We start from the raw sequence: 21,554 nt of genomic DNA, 5'->3' as shown, positions 1-21,554 counted from the left end.
ACGCTGCATCCAGCATGACACTGACAATATTACATCATAAAGCTTTATAGACATATAAAAAAGTGCGGATGAAATCACCCACACTTACGAAACGACAAGTTAAAAGCTGTTTCAGTAAAACCTGCCAACTGCTCTTTGCGTCAGCCAGGTGAGAAGCGGGTGCTTCTTCTTTTCCTCAAAGCCGTATTCAATTTACCTAAGTAACTATATCACAAATGATAATTTCGTGTCAAACGAATAGATGTTTTTATCACAACGATTTGAATTCTATCAAAGAAATTGATTTCTTGCAATAGTTTTCGCGGATTTTTTTTCTTAATCATTATAATGATTGGCTGTGTTATACAGAGTTTTACGCAAATGAGTCCAAAATCAACCATTAATAACAAAGTTTAACTAATAAAAAGAGAGGCCGCAGCCTCCCTGTAAAAATTGTTATCTCACTGTATCTTCCTTCAGTGCATCCTTGAATACATCAAATGACATGGTCTCAGACTTCTGCTCGCCGTATTTGCGGACATTTACCGCATTATCTGAAACTTCTTTGTCCCCAAGAACAAGCATATACGGGATTTTCTGCATCTGTGCTTCGCGGATTTTGTAGCCGATTTTCTCATTGCGGGCATCCAATTCCACCCTGTAGCCTTGAGCCTGGAGCTCTTCCTGAACCTTTTTCGCGTAGTCGAAATGGGCGTCAGGGGAAACCGGGATCACTTGTACCTGTACTGGTGCCAGCCATGTCGGGAACGCCCCCTTATATTCTTCGATAAGGAAAGCTACAAAGCGTTCCATCGTGGAGACGACACCCCGGTGGATGACGACAGGGCGATGCTGCTTCCCGTCTTCGCCGACATAAGAGAGATCAAAGCGCTCAGGCAGAAGGAAATCAAGCTGGGCAGTGGAAAGGGTCTCTTCTTTGCCAAGCGCTGTTTTTACCATCACGTCCAGCTTAGGGCCGTAGAATGCTGCCTCGCCTTCTGCTTCATAGTAGTCAAGGCCAAGCTCGTCCATCGCTTCCTTCAGCATGGATTGTGCTTTTTCCCACATCTCATCGTCATTGAAGTACTTCTCAGTATCCTGAGGATCGCGGTAAGAGAGGCGGAATGAATAATCTTCAATATTGAAGTCTTTATATACCTCGAGAATCAGGTGAACAACGCGCTTGAACTCTTCCTTGATCTGATCCGGGCGCACAAAAATATGAGCATCATTCAAAGTCATTCCGCGCACACGCTGCAGTCCGGACAGCGCACCAGACATTTCATAGCGGTGCATGGTGCCAAGCTCGGCAATCCTGATCGGCAGCTCACGGTAGCTGTGAATGCTGTTTTTATAAATCATCATATGGTGCGGGCAGTTCATCGGGCGGAGGACAAGCTCCTCATTATCCATTTCCATGACAGGGAACATATCTTCCTGGTAGTGGTCCCAGTGGCCGGATGTTTTATATAGCTCAACATTTGCCATAACTGGCGTATATACATGCTCATAGCCGAGCCGCTGTTCCTTATCAACGATATAGCGCTCAACGATGCGGCGGATGGTTGCACCCTTCGGCAGCCACATTGGCAGCCCCTGACCGACCTTCTGGGAAGTCATGAACAGATCAAGCTCTTTGCCGATCTTCCTGTGGTCGCGCTCTTTCGCTTCCTCGAGCAGGCGCAGATGCTCAGCCAGATCTTCTTTCTTAAAGAATGCTGTACCGTAAATGCGCTGCAGCATCTTATTGTCGCTGTCTCCGCGCCAGTATGCGCCGGCAATGCTGAGAAGCTTGAATTCCTTGATCTTGCCTGTGGAAGGCACATGGACACCGCGGCAAAGGTCTGTGAAATCACCCTGCTCATAAAGAGTGACAGTTTCCCCCTCCGGAATCGCTTCAATCAGTTCAAGCTTGTACTCATCGCCGATTTCCTTGAAGAACTCGACCGCTTCTTCACGGCTAACTGCTTTGCGGTGCACATCAATGTTTTCATTGACGATTTTGGCCATTTCTTTTTCAATCAGCGGCAGGTCTTCCGGAGTCAGTGATTCTTCAAGATCCACATCATAATAGAATCCGCCTTCAATGACAGGGCCAACACCGAATTTGGCGCCCTTGTGCAGGCGTTTGATGGCCTGTGCCATTAAGTGGGCTGTACTGTGGCGAAGAACCTCGAGCGCTTCATCACTGCCCTGTGTGACAATTTCAATGGAACCATCTTCTTCAATCGGCCTGCGAAGATCGTACATTATGCCGTTCAGCTTTCCGGCCAGTGCTTTTTTCTTCAATCCCGGGCTGATGGATGCAGCCACATCCTCTGTAGATGTTCCTTTCGAAAATTCCTTTACAGCTCCATCCGGAAAAGTCAATTTAATTAATTCTGACATGAAAATTCCTCCTTATGTGCTTAAAAAACAAAAAACCCGTCCCTAAAGAAGGGACGAGTTGTATTTAACACGTGGTTCCACCCAAATTCCCAGACGCAAAAAAACACGCAGTCCGGCTTAGTGAGGGATATAACGGTCCCATGCCCGCCAGCCGATACTTTGGCCAATGATAACAGCAAATCTTTTCGCCGTCTGCTGCACCCGGCTATTGTTACGGGCGCAAAATCATCGTCCTTTTCCTGGCTGTTGTTCGGAGGCGGTAAGCATTTCATCCGTGCTGGGAAGTTTTCAGCCTTGGCTTCCCTCTCTTTGAACCGTAATGAATACCCTTGTCCTCGTCGCTACATTTGTGGTGTTTGAATTATTATGTACGTTATTATAGTAGTTTATCTTGGAAAAATCAAGGGATTTCAGATTTTCTCCCTTCCTGCTGCAGAGAGGATTTTCTTCAGTTCTATAAAGGCCTCAAGAGGCTGGATGATCACTCTTTCCTCAAAAATATTGCGGACGGTCCTGGCGAGCGGACAGTCTGGTTCATTAGAATAAAGATAAATGGCTGACGGTGCCATTGAAAGGAGCGGGGCGATCGTAACGGAGTCGACGTATACTGGATGGTTAAAAAGCAGCCGGCGGTCAACCATCTTCAAGAGCTCAGCCCGCTTGATTTCAATAAGTCCTCCATCATAAAAAGCAGTCTCCTCCCCCATCACCAGATGGACAGCACTGCGCTTAGGGGCCCTGCCCTTCAGGAAGTCCCTCAGCATGTGGATGAACATTTGGTATTCCTGCTCCATTTTATATTCATCTATGGAAAGTGCTGCATATCGTTCAAGCTGGTCCATCATCGGGCGGAGACGGAATTTTACAAAAGAGTCGAACGAAAACGAAGAGATGTCCCCTGTCATTAATTCTTCAATTGCGAGGCTAAGGCTTTCCTCCGGTCCAGGACCGTCCAGAAAAGCAGACAAATCATCCCTGTTTCCCTCCAGGATAGAATGGATGATATCCAATATCTGCTGCTGCTCTTCCTCGTCTTCATAAAAATACTGCTCCGAAAGAATCCTGCGGAACCAGTCATCCTGCTTCGTTTCTATAATAAAATGTGTCATCGCCCTTTTTACCAGGTCTGCCGTCTCCTGCAATCCGCCCGTTTTAATCTGAACAGCATACCCGTCTTTAAGCTGAAGTGATGATATATTAGAGGATGACAGTCCAAGCTCCAGGAGACCCTGCAGTTTCCTCGCATCCTGCTGATTCTGGAAAATGATTTCAATCAATCATATCCCCCCTTGTTTTTTAAACAATATTCGAAGCTGCAGCAAGCGCCGGGAGATATCCTCTCCTTACCTATACGGCTTCCTTCGTTAATATCCCTGATTCCATGTATATGGGAAACTTGTACAATTTAGAAGCAGATGCGGAGCATAACAGGGATAAAAAAGGGGACATATTGAAGGAATGGAATTTGGAGAAAAAATAAAAACTGCCTTTCCCAAGGCAGTTTTCAGATTCATTCCTTATACACGGCGGTTCGGACCGTCAACCAGGACAGGCTCAGACAGGTAGCGGATGCGCTCCATGATCCGGCGCGCTTTCATTTTTTCTTCTTCACCGCGCTGGCTGTAGGTCAGATGATGCTCCAGCCCCTGCATATCAAAATTGGACGTAAAGAAGGTTGGCAGGTTCTCCAGCATCCTGAACTGCAGGATCGGTCCTAATACCTCATCCCTTGTCCAGCTGGACATCGTTTCGGCGCCAATATCATCGAGCATCAGGATCGGCTCGCGCTTGATGGCCTCAAGCTTTTCATTTAAGGTCGAATCTCCGATGCTGCTTTTCATTTCCCTTAAAAGCTCCGGGACATAGACGATCATGGACGAAATCTTCTTCTTGGCAAGCTCATTGGCAATTGCACCAAGCAGAAATGATTTGCCGACTCCGAACTTCCCATAGAAATACAGCCCCTTCTGCCTTGTCCCGGGCTGGTAATTTTCGACGAAGCTTTCCGCTTTATCCACCGCATCCAGTCTTGTATCCAGGTAAACATCAGCGAAGGAGGCGTTGACAATCTCTTTTGGGATATACAGGCTCCGGATCAGCTTCTCATTTTTCTTCCGTTCATCATGAATCACCTTGCGCGGGCAGCGGTTGTATTGGACATCAATGATCCCCCGCCTGATGACCAGTTCAGGATGATATCCCTGCATCATATTCTTGCATTCCCCAAGGCTTGGGCACTCTCTGCATTCCTTGCTCTGCTGGGCATACTCCGAAAGCTTGATCATGCTCCTTTCTGCCATTTCAGCTGTAATTTCTGCGCGGTGCTCCTGCAAAAAAGCTTTTACATCAGGATGGGAGAAAACTTCCTTCTTTTGCTGCTCGTACCTCTTTTGAAAGCTTTCATTACCTGCAAGTTTTTTCAATGTCTCATTGATTCTTTCCATGCTGCCACCTCCTTATTTCCGATACTTTTTAAGCCTTTCCTCTAAGGCCCGCCTTTTTGCCTCATATTCTGAGTCATTGGCGGCAGCTGCTTTTTGCGGCTGCTCTTCCTGCTGCTCATCAAACCAGTCAGGCAATGCTTCTTTTCTGATCGGCTTTTTCGCTGAAGCAGGCTTCGCCTTTTTGCCTTCTGCCCACTCCAGATACTGGCGGTGTTCATTCTTGGCCAGCATCATAGCTTCTTTAACCGTTTTAATCTGTTTTCTTGCCCAATGCCCGGCAATCTTCTCTACATATGCTTTCGTCAGCTTCATATCTGTTTTTAGCATAACATACTGAATGAGAACATTAGCAACGCCTGGATGCAGTTTCTGCTGAAACATAACGTCCTCAATAATTTGCAGATCACCTTTAGAGGGATCTGCCCCGCCGGAAATATCCTTTAACAGCTGGCGCGGGGAAGTGATCTCCATATATCTGATCAATTCTTCTTCCTGTGTTTTCGGCTCAGCGGCTTGAACCTGATGGATGCCTGGCTGGATCCGGTCTATCAGGGAAGGCAGCTGGTCCTGATGCTCAAATTGATACCAGTCACGTGCCGATTTCCGCAGTTCTTCAATATTGATATTATTATCTTCCGTCATTGCACTGATCAGGATGTTTTTCATCTGCAGGGCATCAATCCCATAAAGGAAGGACAGGTTGCTGATGGCTTCCCGGACCTTCGGGGTCAGGGCCGACTTGGGGAGAAGAGATTCATTCAACCCCGCTGCCAGCAGCTCAAAATCAAAGGATGAACCTCCGATTTTTATCTCTTCAGGGCTTGTTCTCCCTATGAAGGTAAATCCCTCTTCAAGAGACAGATCCCTTCCTGTATCCTGGTCAGGGGAGAAAGCTGCAGGATGGCCTGACTCATATACATCCTGAAAGGCTTTAGTCACTTCATCATAACCCTGCATCACGCCGGAATCATGGTCACAGAAAAAGCGCTTGAGCCTCAGAAACTGATTTTTGCCGATTTTGCGGTATAGATAAATGTTAAGCATCCCATCCAGGAAAAACTGCTCCGGACTCAGCGGCGGCTGCAGTTCGTATATAAAAGAGCGGCTGCCCTCCTCATTTTTCACAAAAGCCTTCAAAAGACCAATTCCTTCAAGCTTCAGTCTTGCTTCATAAATTTCCTTTAAGTTCATCCCCATGAAATTCATCAAGCTGTGATGGCTGTTTGATTGAGACCAAAGCCTGTTTTCCTCCAGTTCAGCCCATAACGTCATATATAGACTGAGGCAGGCTGCCCCGATTAAGGGCTGATACAACAAAGTCAGAACTTTTCTGTCATAATCATGCAAAAGACCGCTCGCGGCCACTGCATAGCGGTCAATCGGAAGCATTTCTTGCCAATGCTGGGCCATAGCTGCCAACCTTTCTACGATCTTCAGGAAACCAGCCAAAAAAGAGCCAAAGACAGTCTTTAGCTCGGCTCTGGCTGGAGGCACCTCAATGCATCACTTCCAAAAGATCATTGTTCTTTTTTGATTAATTCTTTCAACTCATCGATAAATACATTGATATCCTTGAATTGCCGGTAAACAGAGGCAAATCTGACATAAGCAACCTCATCGATTTTGGCCAGTCTGTCCATGACCATTTCACCGATAAATTCGCTTTTTATTTCAGAAACCCCCTGGCTGCGAAGCTCCTTCTCCACTTCAGATGTCACTTCTTCAAGCTCCTTAAGGGCAACAGGACGTTTTTCGCAGGCCTTGATCAGGCCCCTCAGCATCTTATCGCGGCTGAACTCCTCGCGTGTGCCTTCCTTCTTTACGACAATGAGCGGAATTTCCTCCACCTTCTCGAATGTGGTGAAGCGATAGCCGCATTTCTCGCACTCCCGCCTTCTGCGAATGGAACGGCCGTCATCGACCGGACGGGAATCAAGGACGCGTGTATTGTTATTCTGGCATGAAGGGCATTTCATACAATCAGCTCCGTATCCTCATTCATGTACTTGCTGGCCGTTTCTCTGCACGAAGGCCATTCTGTTTCTATCATATAAAAAACACATCAGCTGTACAAGCTTCCGCTATTCAGCATTCCTGCCGGAACCAAGATATGTAAGTTCTTTATCCAGTCTGCTGTAGAAACCTGTGATTTCCTTTTTCAGGGAAGGTAATGCTCCCGCAGGAGAAAATTGCTCAGTCGATATATTTACATCAATGGCAGACTCCATTCCTCTTACAGACACAATGGTGATAATGGCAAAGTACTTTTTGCCGCGGGTAATTTCCGCAGCCATTTCTCCATGCTCTTTGGCAGAGCTGATCATTTTCACGCTGGGGTCCTTCCGCAGAACGTTTTCCGCGGTTTCAAAAGCCTTATTAAAGCTGGCCTTATAGTATCTTGTGCGCAGATTCTCATCCCGATGGCTTTCGCTTGTTTCACACTGTTTTTGAAAGCGGCCGAAAACTGTCCGAAAAATTGACATTCATTCATCCTCCGAGTTATCACTTTTCTCTATTTTAACACAAGAAAAGCGCCAGCGCCTTGTCAAAAACGGGACGCTGCGTCCTGCGGCAGCGTCTTGTGATCTTGAGGGGCAGGAGCTGGGGCTGTACAGCTGCCATAGCTGAAAAAAGTATCTAATCTTTATAGAAGATCATGCTGCCTGCCCTTTCTTCCGGCCAATATAAAAAGAGGTGTATGGATACACCCCTTTGATTTGTCAGTTTATCAGTTTGTCATTTTTATAGTGCGTTTGCTTGAGCTTGCTTAACTTGAACAGGACCCATGCCGCGAGGAATTTCGATATTCTCACGCGTTTGAGCGCCTAACTCTTCCGCAATATAGTCTGCAGCAATGTTAGGATCAAGATCTCCGCATGTGTATACATCAATGCTTGCATAGCCATGCTCCGGGAAGCTGTGGATAGTTAAATGAGACTCGGAAATGATTACCACTCCGCTTACACCCTGCGGCGCAAACTTGTGGAATGCGACTTCGCGGATTTCTGCACCAGACTTTAATGCAGCCCCTACAAATGTCTGCTCAATAAATTCCATATCATTCAACTTTTCAAAATCGCAGCCCCATAGCTCTGAAATAACATGACGGCCCATTGTTTCCATATTCAAATTTCCCCCTTTTTAAAAATACAAACGAATTAATGAGCTTCTTCATTTTTACTGGCCAACAACTACCACGGGGGAAAGTTAGTCCAGAGAGGTCCTAACCCTTTAAGTAGCCATCACTGCCAAAATTCAAGAAGTTCACGAGGAATAGTATACTTTGTTTATATTTTTTTTGCAACAGGAGTTTTTGATTTTTTTAGATGGCTATTTTCCTCATCATTAGATGGTCAACCATTGAAATAAATCAGGACAAAACTGGTTTACTTAAAGGACTATCCTCTAATAATGGAGTGTTGATTTCCGTTCCAGGCACTTCGCTTTCCGCGGGGCGGCGCTGAGCCTCCTCAGAGCAAGCTCTTGCGGGGTCTCAGCTTTGCCGCTGCAATCCCGCAGGAGTCTTCGTGCCTTCCACTGCAATCAACTGGTTTTAGAATTTTAAAAGGCAAAATCATAATACAAAAAAATAAAAAATAAAAACAGGGTACGGAAGAATTCTTCCGTACCCCTTATGTCTAAATTCAGCGTGCTTTAATAAACAAGCATTGGCTTACAATTTTCCGGTGTGTCAGCCTGCTTTTACTTCTGTGAGTTTAGCCATTTTTCCTGCGACAAAGTTGACGAGGTCGACGACTCGGCAGGAGTAGCCCCATTCGTTGTCATACCAGGCGAGCACTTTTACTTTGTTGGGGCCGATGACCATGGTTGAGAGGCCGTCTATGATGGCAGAGTGTTCATTGGTATTAAAGTCGACAGATACGAGCGGCTCTTCTGTAATATCCAGGACGCCCCTCATGCTTCCTCTGGCTGCAGCTTCAAAGGCATCGTTGATTTCCTCGGCAGTCACTTCTTTATTCAGGTCCACCACAAGGTCAACCAGCGATACATTTGGCGTCGGGACACGGAGGGCCATTCCGTGAAGCTTGCCCTTCAGCTGGGGCAGCACTAGGGAAAGGGCTTTGGCGGCGCCTGTCGATGTCGGAATGATCGATTGTCCGCATGCCCGTGCACGGCGCAGGTCCTTATGCGGATTGTCGATATTTTTCTGATCGTTTGTGTAAGCATGGACAGTCGTCATCAGTCCATTTTCGATCCCGAATTTTTCATCAAGCACCTTTGCGACGGGGGCAAGGCAATTTGTTGTGCATGATGCGTTAGAAATGATGTCATGCTCATAAATATTTAATGCGCTTTCATTTACTCCCATCACAATGGTGACATCCTCATTTTTACCCGGAGCAGTCAGTATAACCTTTTTAGCTCCTGCCTCTAAATGGAGCGCTGCTTTTTCGCGGGAATTGAATTTGCCTGTTGCTTCTATAACAATATCAATCTCCAGGTCCCTCCATGGGAGTTCAAGGGGATCTCTGCTTGCCAGCAGCCTGATGCGCTTCCCATTTACGACAATTGCATTATTTTCAGGAATCACTTCGCCTTCAAACATCCCGTGATTCGTATCATATTTAATTAAATGAGCCAGAGTTTCAGCAGGATAGCTGGCGTTGATTGCTGCAATTTCAAGGTTTTCCTCCATAATTGCCTTTCTGAACACCATTCTTCCGATCCTTCCAAAACCATTAATCGCTATTCTCGCCATCATTATACGGCCCCTTCCGAATAAGTGTTATACTTATGTTGTTTACCTTTGCTATTAGTATAACATATATAAAACCTTTTGTGCTCCTGATTGTGCACATTTTCAAAAAGTCTAATTATTCAGAATAACATTTTTTAGACCTCAGTTCAATATAGTCAGCTTTAAGCCTTTTATGAACGGAAATAACAAAGCACATACTATAAATGTTTTGTTTTTTAAACATAAAAAAGAGGAAGGCATCAGCTCTTCCCCTTTTCCTCCGGCAGCCATAGATCAAGGAGCCCGGATAACTGCTCCTTCGTCTCCTCAATGGTGCCATTATTATTAATAACCGCATCTGCCAGCCTGACTTTTTCAGTAAGAGGCATTTGAGAATTGATGCGGGCCTCCGCTTCTTTTTCACTTAATAAATTACGGTTCATCAGGCGCCTCAGCTGAGTTTCCCCATCTGTATAAACAAGCAATGTCTTATCTGCCAAATGTTCCAGCTTGCTTTCGAACAGCAGCGGTATATCCAGCACTACTAGCTGCTCCCCTTTTTGGATGGCCTGCTCTTTTTTTTCCAGCATTCTCTTGCGGACTGCAGGATGGACAATCGCATTAAGAGCCAGCCGTTCCTCTTCATTATGAAAAATGATGGCCCCGAGCTTTGCCCGGTCAATTTCTCCATCAGGCTGCAGAATCCCGGTTCCAAAGCGGCTGACAATACCGTTATATGCTTCTTCTCCCTTTTCCACTGCAAGCCGTGCTTCCAAATCTGCATCAATGACCGTAACCCCTTTTTCTATCAGCATGGAGGATACGGTGCTTTTCCCGCTGGCGATGCCTCCAGTCAATCCTATTACTAACGGCATATTCTGTCCTTTCCGGACTCGTTATATTTTCCAGATTCCGATGACAATCAGCAAAAGCCCAGGAATAAAAGAAAAGCGCTGCACCCAGCTGCTGTGGCTGAAAATGGTGCCGATTTTCATTCCGGCAAAAACAAATAGCGAGCTCATCGCAGCCACCGCAGCGGCCAGATAGCCGGGAGAATATCCCAGCATGGCGGCTCCTATCCCTGCTCCAAACGCATCCAAAGATAAAGCAAGGCCCAGCATAAATGCTTCAATCCCTGTAATCGTGCCTGATTTATCAAAATCGGCAGCCATGGGCTTTTGCAGGATGTTTATAACAAGGCCTAATGATTTAATTTCAAAATTGACAATCGTTTTCTCATGGGGAAGAACATCTTTTGATTTTTCCGGACGGAAAAACTGGTACAAGACCCAGGCTCCAAGGAGAATCAAAAGAATTCCGCCAAGACTCTCGGCAGCTTGAGGTGACAGAAAACTCTCGATCACATGGCCGATGGTCATTGCTGTTATTAGCGTTATAGCCGAACAGCAGGCAATGATTAAAATCGACTTTAAGGGTATGCTCATTTTCCTTAACCCATATGTCAAGCCAACACTGAAACTGTCAAGACTGACAGCAAATGCAAGCATAAGAAGTGAGAGTGTGTGTACCATGGATCATGCTCCTTCCTCCTGTAAATCGCTAGGATAGTATATGGAAGAAGCCAATCCAATGTTATTAGAAAAGCGGAAGCGGCTTGCCCAGAGCCGACAAGCATAAGACGCTTTGGATTGAAGGCATTCTTTGCCTTCGGTTCCAAAGTGGTGGCTTATGACTCGAGCACCTAGGAGCAGCAGCTGAATCGAAATGCGGAAGCTGCTTGCCCAGGGACGACAAGCATAAGACAGACTGGATGAAAGGTTCGCTCTTTAACCTTTTAGCCAGGCTGACTTATGTCTCGAGTCCCTAGCCGCTGCAGCTGGACAATCGAAATGAGGAAGCTGCTTGTTCAGCCCCGCTAAAGACTCCCCTATTTCACCTGGCACACAGGGCAGAAGACTGTGCCCCGCCCGCCGACGATGATTCTTTCGAGTGTGCTGCCGCATGTTTTGCATGCCTCTCCTTTTCGCCCGTAGACGAAAAGCTCGAGCTGGAACATGCCGATCTGGCCCTGTGAATTCACATAAGACCTGATGGTGCTGCCCCCCTTCTCAACTGCTTCAGAAAGTGTGGCGACAATCTCCTTATGCAGCCTGCCGATTTCATCATCAGAAAGAGAACTGGCCAGCCTTTCAGGGTGGATGCCTGCTCTGAACAGCGCCTCATCCACGTAGATATTCCCAAGTCCGACGACTGCTTTCTGATCTAAAAGGGCAGTTTTGACCGCTCGATTGGTGCCTGCCAGCCGCTGCTGCAGAAACTGGGGAGTAAATTCTTCCGAAAACGGCTCAGGCCCCAGCTGGGAAAGGGGCAGACTCGCAAACTCCTCTCCCTTGGCAAACAGGTGCATTGTCCCGAACTTCCTTACATCCCTGTAGCGGAGTTCAGAACCGTCTGTGAAATGGAAGATAACATGGGTATGCTTATCCTTGTCCTCTTCTTTTGAATAAAGAGCATACTTGCCTTCCATGCGGAGATGGGAAACCAAAGCATAATCGTCTGTATAAATGATCAAGAACTTTCCGCGCCTTCCGACATTCAGGATAGTCTGTCCGGCAAGCGCATCGGCAAACTGCTCAGCTTCACCAGGCTGCTTGATCATCTTCGGCCAATGGATGGACACTTGCCCGATTTCTTTGCCGCTGACAAGCTCTTTCAATGTTTTCCTGACTGTTTCTACTTCAGGCAATTCAGGCATGATTCATTCTCCTTTCTTCTTTCTTCAGCCCGGGCTGTCGGGAAGGAAGAAAGCGCCCGGCTGTACCCAAGCGCTCGCTTCTTCCTTCTACCTATTTTGCATCAAACCATGTCGGCCCGTATGAGAAGTCGACCTTTAGCGGGACATCCAGATCTACTGTATTTTCCATCACGTCGGGCACAATTCTCTTTAGTATCTCAATTTCTTCCTCAGGCGCCTCAAAGATCAATTCATCGTGCACCGATAAAAGAAGGCGGGACTGCAGCCCTTCTTCCCGAAGCCGATCGGCCATGTCAATCATGGCTTTCTTAATAACATCGGCAGCACTGCCCTGAATGGGCGTATTCATGGCTGTGCGCTCTGCGAAGCTCCTTAGATTGAAATTCCGGCTCGTAATCTCGGGAAGATATCTTCTTCTGTGAAGAAGTGTCGAAACATATCCCTTCTGTTTCGCCTCCTGGATGATATCGTCCATATACTCGCGGACTCCGGGATAGCTTTCCAGATAGCGGTCGATGAACTGCCCGGCTTCCTTCCTCGTAATCCCCAGGCTTTGCGACAATCCATAATCGCTTATTCCATATACAATTCCAAAGTTGACTGCTTTAGCGTGGCGCCTCATGTTCGAAGTCACTTCGCCTTCTGAAACATGGAATACCTCCATAGCTGTCTTTGTATGGACATCCTGATCTTCACGGAAAGCCTCGATCAGCTTTTCATCGCCAGCAATATGCGCAAGGACCCTTAGCTCGATCTGGGAATAGTCGGCTGCAAAAATGACCCAGCCTTTTTCAGAAGGTACAAATGCCTGCCTGATCTTTCTGCCCTCTTCCAGCCGGATCGGGATATTCTGCAGGTTCGGATCCGTAGAGCTGAGGCGCCCCGTTTGTGTGAGTGCCTGATTAAAGCGGGTATGAACCTTCCCTGTTTTCTTGTCCGTCACCTTCAGCAGCCCTTCAATATAAGTCGACTGCAGTTTGCCGAGCTGCCTGTACTGCAGGATTTCCCTGATGATCTCATGCTTATCTTCCAGCTTTTCCAGAACATCAGCAGAAGTAGAATATCCTGTCTTTGTCTTTTTGACAGGAGGCAGGCCGAGCTTTTCAAAGAGGATGACCCCAAGCTGTTTAGGAGAATTAATGTTGAAAGCCTCACCCGCGAGCTCGTGGATGCGCTCTTCAATATCGCCCAGCTTCTGATTGATCTGTTCTCCCATCGCCTGAAGCCTTTCAAGGTCGACTTTGACGCCCTGCGACTCCATATCAGCCAAAATAAGCGAAAGCGGCATTTCCAGATCATAAAAAAGCTCATACTGCCTGTTTTCCTTTAACTCATCTTCAAGCTTGTCCCTAAGGGCTTCCAGGGCTGCAGCTTTTCTGGCAAGATGCCCTGCCAGCTCTTCCTGTGGCGGAATCTTTCTTTTCGCACCTTTCCCGTAGACAGCATCATCCGTCTGTACACCATTATACCCATGGCGTTTGGCAACAGAAGCAAAGTCTTCGATTGATTCTGACGGATTGATGATATAGGAAGCGATAAGAAGGTCAAACTCCACTCCTTTTAAGTGGATGCCGTGATGGCGCAGAGAAACCTCCGTTCGCTTGGCATCATAGACAATCTTCTTTTTAGATTCGTCCTCGGCCCATTTCTTAAAGGTCTCAGAGCTTAGTGCAAGCTCAGCGGGAATAAAATAGACCCCATTTCCGCTTGCAGCCGAGAAGCCGGCTATTTCGGCGGTATGATAATTCTCTTCAAGCATCTCGACATAAAAAGCAGTTTCGTCTGCAAATAAATCGTCCAGGATGTTTTCTGCTGTTTCAAACTGGATATCTTCAAGGGGCGCAGCAGTTTCTTCTGGTAATTCCCCGCCAATCTTTTCAAGAAGCGAGTTGAATCCGAGATCTTTGAAAAGGGAAACGACTTTGGCCTGGTCGTAGCCTGAATAGCCCACATCTTCTACCTTCACTTCAACAGGCGCTTCCCTTGTGATGGTGGCAAGCTCCTTGCTCATCACTGCCAGATCTTTGTGCTCCTCAAGCTTTTCCTTCAGCTTCTGGCCGCTCACACGATCGATGGATCCAAGCAGGTTTTCAAGCGTTTCAAATTCCTTCAGCAGCTTGATGGCTGTTTTCTCTCCTACACCGGGCACCCCTGGGATATTGTCTGAGCTGTCCCCCATCAGGCCTTTCATATCAATGATCTGGCCAGGCGACAGGCCATATTTTTCCCGGATATGTTCCGGAGTATATTCTTCTATATCCGTTATTCCCTTGCGGGTGATTCCGACGGTAGTATGTTCAGAGCTTAACTGGGTCAAATCCTTATCCCCGGAAATGACTTTTACCTCGAAGCCCTCCTGCTCTGCCTGGAGGGAAAGTGTGCCGATGATATCATCCGCCTCATAATTTTCAAGCTCATAGCGCGGAATCTGATAAGCATCAAGCAGATCACGGATGAAGGGGAATTGTTCAGACAGCTCCGGCGGAGTTTTTTGCCTGCCTCCCTTATATTCAGTGAATGTTTTATGGCGGAATGTAGTTTTTCCTGCATCAAAAGCAACCAGAATATGAGAAGGATCCTCATCCTCCAGGATGCGCATGAGCATCATCGTAAAACCGTAAACCGCATTTGTATGTATGCCTTTGTCATTATTCAGCAGCGGAAGCGCGAAAAAGGCCCTGTATGCAATACTGTTTCCATCAATCAATACAAGCTTTTTAGCCATTGGTCCATCCTCCTTGCAGCGTAGTTCTTGAAAGCCCGGGAAGCGCACTCTTGTTCAGCACTGCCGCATCTTCAGCCAGTCAAAATAACCCTCACCCTGGCAGAAAAGTAGCTTAACAAAAAAAACCGTTATTCTTCTTTCATTTTATCACGACTGGATAAAGAAAGAAAAATAACGGCGCGCAGCTATTTGCCTGCTAGTTTGTATACCCCATCAACAGGCGGGCATACGGCGAATCGGAAGGAAGCACAATAACAGACTCCCCATTGATCGTCTTTTTATAAGATTGAAGTGTTCTGTATAGAGAGTAGAAATCAGGATCTTTTGAAAACGACTGATTGTAGATGCGGGCAGCTTCTGCCTCACCCTCCGCCCGGATCGTTTCTGCTTCAGCCTGTGCCTTTGAAAGCATCTCTTTAACGTTCATGTCTGTTTCTGCTACAATCCTGTTATTTTGCGCATCACCCTGTGAAAGATATTCCTGTGCCTTTGTATCCCGCTCGGAAATCATCCTTGTGTATACAGACTGCTCATTTTCGCTTGGCAGATCGGTCCTTTTCATCCTGACATCCGTCACAACGACCCCATACTGGTCCCTGGACAGCATCTCATTCACCTGTTCAGTGATCCTGTCATTGATTGAACCGCGGGAAGAGGCTTCTTCATCAGTGATGATGTCCTCATATTCCAAATTTCCAAGCTCTGCCCTTACCACCGAGTAGATGAATTCTTCCATTCTTGACTCTGCTTTTTCCATCGTCTGGGCATTTGCAATCAGCTTCTTGGGATCCTCGATTCTCCAAACGGCATAATTATCAATAATGATCCTTTTCTTATCTTTCGTATTAATTTCCGCTTCATTGACATCATAGGTCATCTGATACTTAGGCAGGGAAGTGACACTCTGGATGAAAGGAAGTTTATAGCTGAGTCCGGGATCCTTCTCAATCCTGACTACTTCTCCAAACTGGCGGATAACCCTGTACTCGCCTTCCTTCACGATAAAGAGGTTGGCAAAGACCAGAATCAGTGCTGCGATGACAACTACAAGAAAAATTCCTGCTTTAATATAGTTTCGCCATTGAAACCCGTTTCCGCGCTCATTTATATTCACTACATTCTGATCATCCATTGCTTTCACTTCCTTCCTCTGCCGGTGCCTTAGGCTGCTCCTTCTCAAGAGGCCTGATCGGGAAATATTTCATGGTATTCCCGTCATCATTCATGATATAGATTTCAGCACCGGGAAGAACCTGCTCAAGCGTTTCGAGCACCAGCCTCTCCCTTGTGATATCAGGGCTGTTCTTATATTCCGCGTACAGCTTATTGAATACGGCTACATCACCAGTCGCTCCCTGGATCCTTGCAGTTTTATCTCCTTTTGCCTTGGAAATCATGGCATCCTCTTCACCGGCTGCCTCATTCATTCTCTTATTCTTATATTTCTTGGCTTCATTTATTTTAGTATTCATCGTCTCACGGGCATCTGTTACATTGGTGAATGCCTTGCGGACTTCATCATTGGGAAGTTCGACATCCTGAAGTTTGACTGCCAGTATCGATATGCCAATATCATATTTTTCAATCAAAGAAGTCAGCATCTCTCTGACATCCCCTTCGATTTGCGCCTTGCCTGAGGTTAAGGCGTCATCGATCTTGGAATTGCCTATGATGCTTCTTAATGAGGCAGAAGTTGCATCATACATGACTTCCTCAGGATTATCAGCATTAAAAAGGAATTTTTCAGGATTTGTAATTTTCCATTGCACCACAAGGTCTGCATGGACTATGTTCTCATCCCCTGTAATCATCTTTGTATCTTGAGGATGTTCCTTTACCTTCCCATCTTTTTCTTCATAACCGAATTGAAGGCTGAAGGTTTCTTTCGATAGCTTTTCTACTGATTGAATTGGCCATGGCATTTTAAAATGCAGTCCAGGCTCATTGATGCCCTGTTCCACTTCACCGAATGTCAATATGACAGCCTGTTCAGATTCGTCGACTGTATACCAGGTCGTGAATGCTGCAATGCTCAGTATGATAATCAGGACCGCGAGGCCTAATATCGTATAAATCCTTTTTAAACTGACCATTCCCCTGCTCCCCTTTCTGTTTTTATCTCTGCCTCTTAATACGGCTGTATAACATAAAGGTTTCAATATGATTACAAAAAAGCTGAATAAATGGCGAAAGACGAAAGCGGGGTCTGCTTTCGTCTTTCTGGTTTGGCTCCTTGGATGAAGGGGTTTTTCATAAATGATTGTATCAATGGAATATTAAGGCACAATAAACACCATGTAAAGAATGTGTAAACTTAAATCCATATGTACGCATTTTATGAAATTTCCCTGTGCAGCTGCACTTTAAAAGTTGTCCCCTTCCCCACTTCACTTTCAACCGTAATGCTGCCTTTGTGGGCCTCAACGAGATGCTTAACGATTGCAAGGCCAAGGCCAGTGCCTCCGGAATTCCTGCTCCTTGCTTTGTCGATCCTGTAGAACCGTTCAAAGATCCGGGGAATTTCATCCTGGTCAATTCCCATGCCTGTATCCTTAACCTCAACCTGGACCTTATCTTCCTTTTCCTCCAGCGATACGGATATTTTTCCGCCCTGCGGAGTATAAGTAATGGCATTGGTCAGCAGGTTGATGAACACCTGCTTCAGACGGTGAGGATCTCCCTTGATCCACCCATTTCCCGATTGATCTGAATACTCTATATCAATAACCTTATCCTTTGCTTTTCCATTCAGTATCGCCAGGCATTCGCCAAGCAGGCTGGAAAGATCCATCTCCTGGACAGAAAGCCTGAACCCCTGCTGTTCTGTTTTGGAGAGATCCAGCAGATCCTGGATGAGCGACTGGAGGCGGTCGCTTTCTTTCAATATTATGTCCAGGAAAGCCGATAACGCTGCTTGATCATGCATAGCACCGTCAAGCAGTGTTTCTGAAAAACCTTTAATAGAGGTGATCGGTGTCTTCAGCTCATGAGAAACATTAGCGACAAAGTCCTTTCTCATCTGTTCGAGCTTTTTTAATTCCGTTATATCATGGAAAACAAGCAGGATACCTTTCCATACATCATTCGTTCCGATGATCGGGACTCCATACACCTCAAAATGCTTGCGCTCAATTGCAACCGGGATCACCATTTGCTTTCTTGTTTTCTGTTCTGTCATGAAGATATCTTCAACCAGGTCGGTTATTTCTTTTTGTTCAATCACTTCATAATAAAGATTGCCGACATAGCCGTGAGGCTCCAGGCCGAAGATTTCATAGTATGGCTTATTCACAAGGCTGATATAGCCCCTGCTGTCAATTAAAATAAGGCCGCTCCCCATGTTTTCAATCAGGGTTCCCAGCCGGTCCTGCTGCATTTCCTGGGCCTTGACCATATCCTGCAGATTTCTGGCAAGGACATTGATCGAGGAGCTGAGCATACCGGTTTCATCTATATTATCCTCATACGTCCTTGCACGGTAATTTCCTTTTGCAAGTTCAATGGCGACGTTAGTAGCTGATTCAATTGGCTTCGTATATCTCGCAGCAATCTTTGAGCCCAGGAGGATGATGACTGCAAGTGCAAGCCCAAGGCTGACAGTCAATATCCACCAAATCTGCCTGTAGGCTTTTTTCAGCTCTGTCATCTGTGAGCTGAGAAATATATAGCCTTCATTTGCTCCACCCTGGATAATCGGCTTCCAATAATAATGCAGATCAAAGCCGCCTTCAACCTCGAAGACCTCCTCATCTCTGCCTGTTTTGCTTAGGATTCCCTGTATAATCCCTTCATGCCTGCTATCAATGCTTTCTCTTTCACCTTTGCTGTCATAACGGATGGTGCCGTCATCATTGACAATGGTGACACGGACACCCAGCATTTCCCCAAAATCGAGGATGGTTTTTTGGCTCAGCGCATCAATCCCCCCGCTGTCTTCAATATATGTAGAAAGCATCTCACTTTCCTTGATGAGCCTTTCATCGAATGACTTAAGATAATAGCTTTTAAACAGCTGGCCCAGCAGGAGGCCCAAACCTACCAAAACAGCAATGATAAGCGTGATCAGGGCAAAAAGAAGCCTTGTGCGGAATTTGGTCATCAGCCCTTCGGCTCCTCCAGTTTATAGCCCAGCCCCCTGATTGTTTTTATATAAGCCGGCTTTTTCGTATTCTCCTCAATCTTTTCCCGCAGATGGCTGACATGTACATCCACGATTCTTGTATCGCCTGCGAAATCATAATTCCATACAGCACTCAGCAGCTGGTCCCTCGTCAGCACCCTGCCTTTATTTTGGGCAAGGTAAAGCAGGAGTTCAAATTCCTTCGGTGTCAGTTCCAGCAGTTCTTCCGAGAAAAATGCCTCATAATGCTCCGGGAAGATCTTCAGCCCGCCTATCCGGATAGAATCAGAATCCTCTTCAGCCTGCTCCTGCTGCCCGGCCGTCAGCTGAGTCCTGCGCAGGATTGCTTTTACCCGGGCAACAACCTCTCTCGGGCTAAAAGGTTTTGTCATATAATCATCAGCGCCAAGCTCCAGGCCAAGCACCTTATCAAATTCATCATCCTTTGCAGTCAGCATGAGGATGGGTGTATGTATTTTTTCCTGGCGAAGCTGCTTGCAGACCTCTATGCCATTGAGCTTTGGCAGCATTAGATCCAGCACGATCAGATCCGGCCTTTCCTGCAGGGCAAAATCCTTGCCGGACTCTCCATCCATTGCAGTGATTACCTCATATCCTGCCTGTTTCAGGTTATACTCCAAAAGGGTGACAATGGATTGTTCATCATCAACTACTAGCACTTTTTTATCCATAAAGGCCTCCAATAATCTATATTACCCCTGTAAAAACCCCAAGTACCACAGCTCTATTATAATATATGGGGCCGGAGGAAAAGCAATAAGGAATATTCCGGGATAAGAAATATGATTTAGAGGATGTCTCACAACCGCTGGACAGTCCGAGCATGAGATTTAAGCTAAAAAAGATTAAAAAGACCCGGAATGCTTCCATTCCGGGTCTAAATATTGTCTATTTAAAAGTTATCCAATGCGCTGCCTTCCATTCCTTCCAGGCGGTGTGGAGGGCATACAAGGAGAGAACCGCTTAATGCGAGTTCGCCTTCTTCCGTGATGGCCTCCACTTTGATTGTTACTGTATGGCTGCTTTGATTTACGTCATCCACCAAAAATAAAAATTCGATGACAGAATAATGGAACACAGGTTTATGATACTCAATCTCCTGTTTAAGAATATGAGAACCCGGACCAGGCAAATACTTGGAAACAGCCGAAGATATGATGCCATTCAGCATGATATTGGGTACTATCGGTTTTTTATAAGGCGTCTGGGAAGCATAGTCATGCTGGATATAAAGAGGATTTGCATCATTGGTCAAGCCAAGATAAAGCAGCAGATCCTTATCCTCTATTTTTTCTGTTAATGTCAGCTTTTCCCCTGCTGTTATTTCTTCAATTCTCCTGCCCAGTTTGCGCTTTTTTCCTAGAAGCAAGGAAGAGCACCTCCAATTATTGTAATCGTTTTCATTTATAAGTTTGATAATTCAGTTATTTATTTTTAAAAAAATCGGGGGTATCCCCCCCGATCTGATTGTTTATCAAGCAAGCACATCCATCACATTTCGGACAGCTTCCGCCGATTTATCCAGCGCAGCTTTTTCTTCGTCGGTCAGTTCCAGTTCAATGATTTTTTCGATCCCGTTCGCCCCAAGAATGGTTGGAACGCCAAGATAAATGCCTTCATAACCATATTCCCCTTCAAGATAAGCAATGGAAGGCAGCACCCGCCGCTGGTCTTTAAGGATTGCTTCGCACATCTCCACCAAAGAAGCAGCCGGAGCATAATAAGCGCTTCCGTTTCCAAGAAGGTTAACGATTTCTCCTCCGCCTTTGCGTGTCCGCTCAACGATTGCATCCAGGCGGTCCTTCGGAATCAATGTTTCCAGCGGAATGCCCCCTGCATAAGAATAGCGGACAAGCGGCACCATGTCATCTCCATGTCCGCCAAGGACGAAGCCTGTAATATCCTTAACAGAAAGGTTAAGCTCCTGGGCGACAAAGGTGCGGAAACGCGCCGTATCAAGGATGCCTGACTGGCCTATTACCCGGTTTTTCGGGAAGCCTGACTCTGTGAAGACCGTATAGGTCATGGCATCAACCGGGTTTGTCAGGACAATGATATAGCTTTCAGGAGAATATTTTACAATTTCCTGCGCGACGCTTTTCATGATTTTTTGGTTGGTCTGAACAAGGTCGTCGCGGCTCATGCCAGGCTTGCGTGCAATTCCGGCTGTAATCACCACGATATCGGAATCCTTCGTATCTTCATAGCTGGATGTGCCTGTTATATTGGCATCAAACCCCTGTACAGGACTTGCTTCAAGCATATCAAGCGCTTTTCCTTTTGTAGGGTTTTCCATTTGAGGAATATCCACAAGGACTACATCCCCAAGCTCCTTTTGGGCAAGCAGGAAAGCTGTCGTTGCTCCGGTAAATCCTCCGCCGATTACAGAAATCTTTTTGCGTTTCAATGTCATGACATGTTCCCCCTTAAGGAATGGTTTGGTACGCAGCCTGCAGCTGGCA

18 protein-coding genes and 1 other annotated feature are annotated in these 21,554 nt (G+C 46.3%); all 18 genes read right to left on the bottom strand.

The window, feature by feature from the left end; translation table 11 throughout:
* Positions 1–50 precede the first annotated feature (50 nt).
* Positions 51–177: a sequence feature (ribosomal protein L20 leader region), on the bottom strand.
* Positions 178–435: 258 nt separating this feature from the next.
* The 18 genes from thrS to mdh all read right to left on the bottom strand — a co-directional run bounded on the left by thrS (position 436) and on the right by mdh (position 21,505).
* On the bottom strand, positions 436–2,367 hold the full coding sequence (gene thrS, locus Q9R36_RS15130) for a threonine--tRNA ligase (protein WP_148948946.1): 1,932 nt from the start codon (positions 2,365–2,367) through the stop codon (positions 436–438).
* 410 nt (positions 2,368–2,777) lie between these two features.
* The gene (ytxC, locus tag Q9R36_RS15125) at positions 2,778–3,644 is read right to left on the bottom strand and encodes a putative sporulation protein YtxC (RefSeq protein ID WP_009791381.1); all 867 of its coding nucleotides are present in this window, start codon (positions 3,642–3,644) and stop codon (positions 2,778–2,780) included.
* Positions 3,645–3,884: 240 nt separating this feature from the next.
* Positions 3,885–4,811, bottom strand: a complete 927-nt coding sequence (dnaI, locus tag Q9R36_RS15120) for a primosomal protein DnaI (protein ID WP_009791379.1) — start codon at positions 4,809–4,811, stop codon at positions 3,885–3,887.
* Positions 4,812–4,823: 12 nt separating this feature from the next.
* Positions 4,824–6,221: a replication initiation and membrane attachment family protein gene (locus tag Q9R36_RS15115; RefSeq protein WP_311225460.1), complete on the bottom strand. Its 1,398-nt coding sequence runs from the start codon at positions 6,219–6,221 to the stop codon at positions 4,824–4,826.
* Between the two features lie 107 nt (positions 6,222–6,328).
* Positions 6,329–6,787: a transcriptional regulator NrdR gene (gene nrdR / locus Q9R36_RS15110; RefSeq protein ID WP_009791377.1), complete on the bottom strand. Its 459-nt coding sequence runs from the start codon at positions 6,785–6,787 to the stop codon at positions 6,329–6,331.
* 105 nt (positions 6,788–6,892) lie between these two features.
* Positions 6,893–7,294, bottom strand: coding sequence for a hypothetical protein (locus tag Q9R36_RS15105; RefSeq protein ID WP_009791375.1), 402 nt, complete (start codon positions 7,292–7,294; stop codon positions 6,893–6,895).
* A gap of 259 nt (positions 7,295–7,553) precedes the next feature.
* Positions 7,554–7,934 (bottom strand): adenosylmethionine decarboxylase, encoded by a 381-nt coding sequence (speD, locus tag Q9R36_RS15100; RefSeq protein ID WP_009791374.1) that lies wholly within the window; start codon positions 7,932–7,934, stop codon positions 7,554–7,556.
* Between the two features lie 568 nt (positions 7,935–8,502).
* Positions 8,503–9,534, bottom strand: a complete 1,032-nt coding sequence (locus Q9R36_RS15095) for a glyceraldehyde-3-phosphate dehydrogenase (protein WP_009791373.1) — start codon at positions 9,532–9,534, stop codon at positions 8,503–8,505.
* Between the two features lie 236 nt (positions 9,535–9,770).
* Positions 9,771–10,385 (bottom strand): dephospho-CoA kinase, encoded by a 615-nt coding sequence (gene coaE, locus Q9R36_RS15090; protein ID WP_311225459.1) that lies wholly within the window; start codon positions 10,383–10,385, stop codon positions 9,771–9,773.
* A gap of 21 nt (positions 10,386–10,406) precedes the next feature.
* The gene (gene ytaF / locus Q9R36_RS15085) at positions 10,407–11,042 is read right to left on the bottom strand and encodes a sporulation membrane protein YtaF (protein WP_022544264.1); all 636 of its coding nucleotides are present in this window, start codon (positions 11,040–11,042) and stop codon (positions 10,407–10,409) included.
* A 356-nt stretch (positions 11,043–11,398) separates the two neighbouring features.
* On the bottom strand, positions 11,399–12,226 hold the full coding sequence (gene mutM / locus Q9R36_RS15080) for a DNA-formamidopyrimidine glycosylase (protein WP_311225458.1): 828 nt from the start codon (positions 12,224–12,226) through the stop codon (positions 11,399–11,401).
* A 91-nt stretch (positions 12,227–12,317) separates the two neighbouring features.
* Positions 12,318–14,951: a DNA polymerase I gene (gene polA, locus Q9R36_RS15075; protein WP_311225457.1), complete on the bottom strand. Its 2,634-nt coding sequence runs from the start codon at positions 14,949–14,951 to the stop codon at positions 12,318–12,320.
* A gap of 196 nt (positions 14,952–15,147) precedes the next feature.
* Positions 15,148–16,083, bottom strand: coding sequence for a protease modulator HflC (hflC, locus tag Q9R36_RS15070; protein ID WP_009791366.1), 936 nt, complete (start codon positions 16,081–16,083; stop codon positions 15,148–15,150).
* Positions 16,076–17,044, bottom strand: coding sequence for an FtsH protease activity modulator HflK (gene hflK, locus Q9R36_RS15065; protein WP_022544265.1), 969 nt, complete (start codon positions 17,042–17,044; stop codon positions 16,076–16,078). The genes hflC and hflK overlap by 8 nt, the downstream gene beginning before the upstream one ends.
* A 242-nt stretch (positions 17,045–17,286) precedes the next feature.
* The gene (gene pnpS, locus Q9R36_RS15060; protein ID WP_311225456.1) at positions 17,287–19,050 is read right to left on the bottom strand and encodes a two-component system histidine kinase PnpS; all 1,764 of its coding nucleotides are present in this window, start codon (positions 19,048–19,050) and stop codon (positions 17,287–17,289) included.
* Positions 19,050–19,763, bottom strand: coding sequence for a response regulator transcription factor (locus Q9R36_RS15055; protein WP_009791363.1), 714 nt, complete (start codon positions 19,761–19,763; stop codon positions 19,050–19,052). Before Q9R36_RS15055 ends, pnpS begins: the two co-directional genes overlap by 1 nt.
* Positions 19,764–19,984: 221 nt before the next feature.
* The gene (locus tag Q9R36_RS15050; RefSeq protein ID WP_094766914.1) at positions 19,985–20,461 is read right to left on the bottom strand and encodes a MaoC family dehydratase; all 477 of its coding nucleotides are present in this window, start codon (positions 20,459–20,461) and stop codon (positions 19,985–19,987) included.
* Between the two features lie 105 nt (positions 20,462–20,566).
* Positions 20,567–21,505 (bottom strand): malate dehydrogenase, encoded by a 939-nt coding sequence (gene mdh, locus Q9R36_RS15045; protein ID WP_009791361.1) that lies wholly within the window; start codon positions 21,503–21,505, stop codon positions 20,567–20,569.
* Positions 21,506–21,554 lie beyond the last annotated feature (49 nt).

This window comes from Bacillus sp. AG4(2022), assembly GCF_031844465.1.
In the GTDB taxonomy this organism is placed as follows: domain Bacteria; phylum Bacillota; class Bacilli; order Bacillales; family Cytobacillaceae; genus Bacillus_AB; species Bacillus_AB infantis.
The sequence above is the reverse complement of the archived record's forward strand: the minus strand, read 5'-3'. Positions and strand labels throughout refer to the sequence as shown.

Excerpts from the sequence above, each read along its gene's own strand:
- thrS (WP_148948946.1), bottom strand. The coding sequence starts at position 2,367 with ATGTCAGAATTAATTAAATTGACTTTTCCGGATGGAGCTGTAAAGGAA.
- dnaI (WP_009791379.1), bottom strand. The coding sequence starts at position 4,811 with ATGGAAAGAATCAATGAGACATTGAAAAAACTTGCAGGTAATGAAAGC.
- Q9R36_RS15115 (WP_311225460.1), bottom strand. The coding sequence starts at position 6,221 with ATGGCCCAGCATTGGCAAGAAATGCTTCCGATTGACCGCTATGCAGTG.
- nrdR (WP_009791377.1), bottom strand. The coding sequence starts at position 6,787 with ATGAAATGCCCTTCATGCCAGAATAACAATACACGCGTCCTTGATTCC.
- Q9R36_RS15105 (WP_009791375.1), bottom strand. The coding sequence starts at position 7,294 with ATGTCAATTTTTCGGACAGTTTTCGGCCGCTTTCAAAAACAGTGTGAA.
- speD (WP_009791374.1), bottom strand. The coding sequence starts at position 7,934 with ATGGAAACAATGGGCCGTCATGTTATTTCAGAGCTATGGGGCTGCGAT.
- Q9R36_RS15095 (WP_009791373.1), bottom strand. The coding sequence starts at position 9,534 with ATGATGGCGAGAATAGCGATTAATGGTTTTGGAAGGATCGGAAGAATG.
- coaE (WP_311225459.1), bottom strand. The coding sequence starts at position 10,385 with ATGCCGTTAGTAATAGGATTGACTGGAGGCATCGCCAGCGGGAAAAGC.
- ytaF (WP_022544264.1), bottom strand. The coding sequence starts at position 11,042 with ATGGTACACACACTCTCACTTCTTATGCTTGCATTTGCTGTCAGTCTT.
- mutM (WP_311225458.1), bottom strand. The coding sequence starts at position 12,226 with ATGCCTGAATTGCCTGAAGTAGAAACAGTCAGGAAAACATTGAAAGAG.
- polA (WP_311225457.1), bottom strand. The coding sequence starts at position 14,951 with ATGGCTAAAAAGCTTGTATTGATTGATGGAAACAGTATTGCATACAGG.
- hflC (WP_009791366.1), bottom strand. The coding sequence starts at position 16,083 with ATGGATGATCAGAATGTAGTGAATATAAATGAGCGCGGAAACGGGTTT.
- hflK (WP_022544265.1), bottom strand. The coding sequence starts at position 17,044 with ATGGTCAGTTTAAAAAGGATTTATACGATATTAGGCCTCGCGGTCCTG.
- pnpS (WP_311225456.1), bottom strand. The coding sequence starts at position 19,050 with ATGACCAAATTCCGCACAAGGCTTCTTTTTGCCCTGATCACGCTTATC.
- Q9R36_RS15055 (WP_009791363.1), bottom strand. The coding sequence starts at position 19,763 with ATGGATAAAAAAGTGCTAGTAGTTGATGATGAACAATCCATTGTCACC.
- mdh (WP_009791361.1), bottom strand. The coding sequence starts at position 21,505 with ATGACATTGAAACGCAAAAAGATTTCTGTAATCGGCGGAGGATTTACC.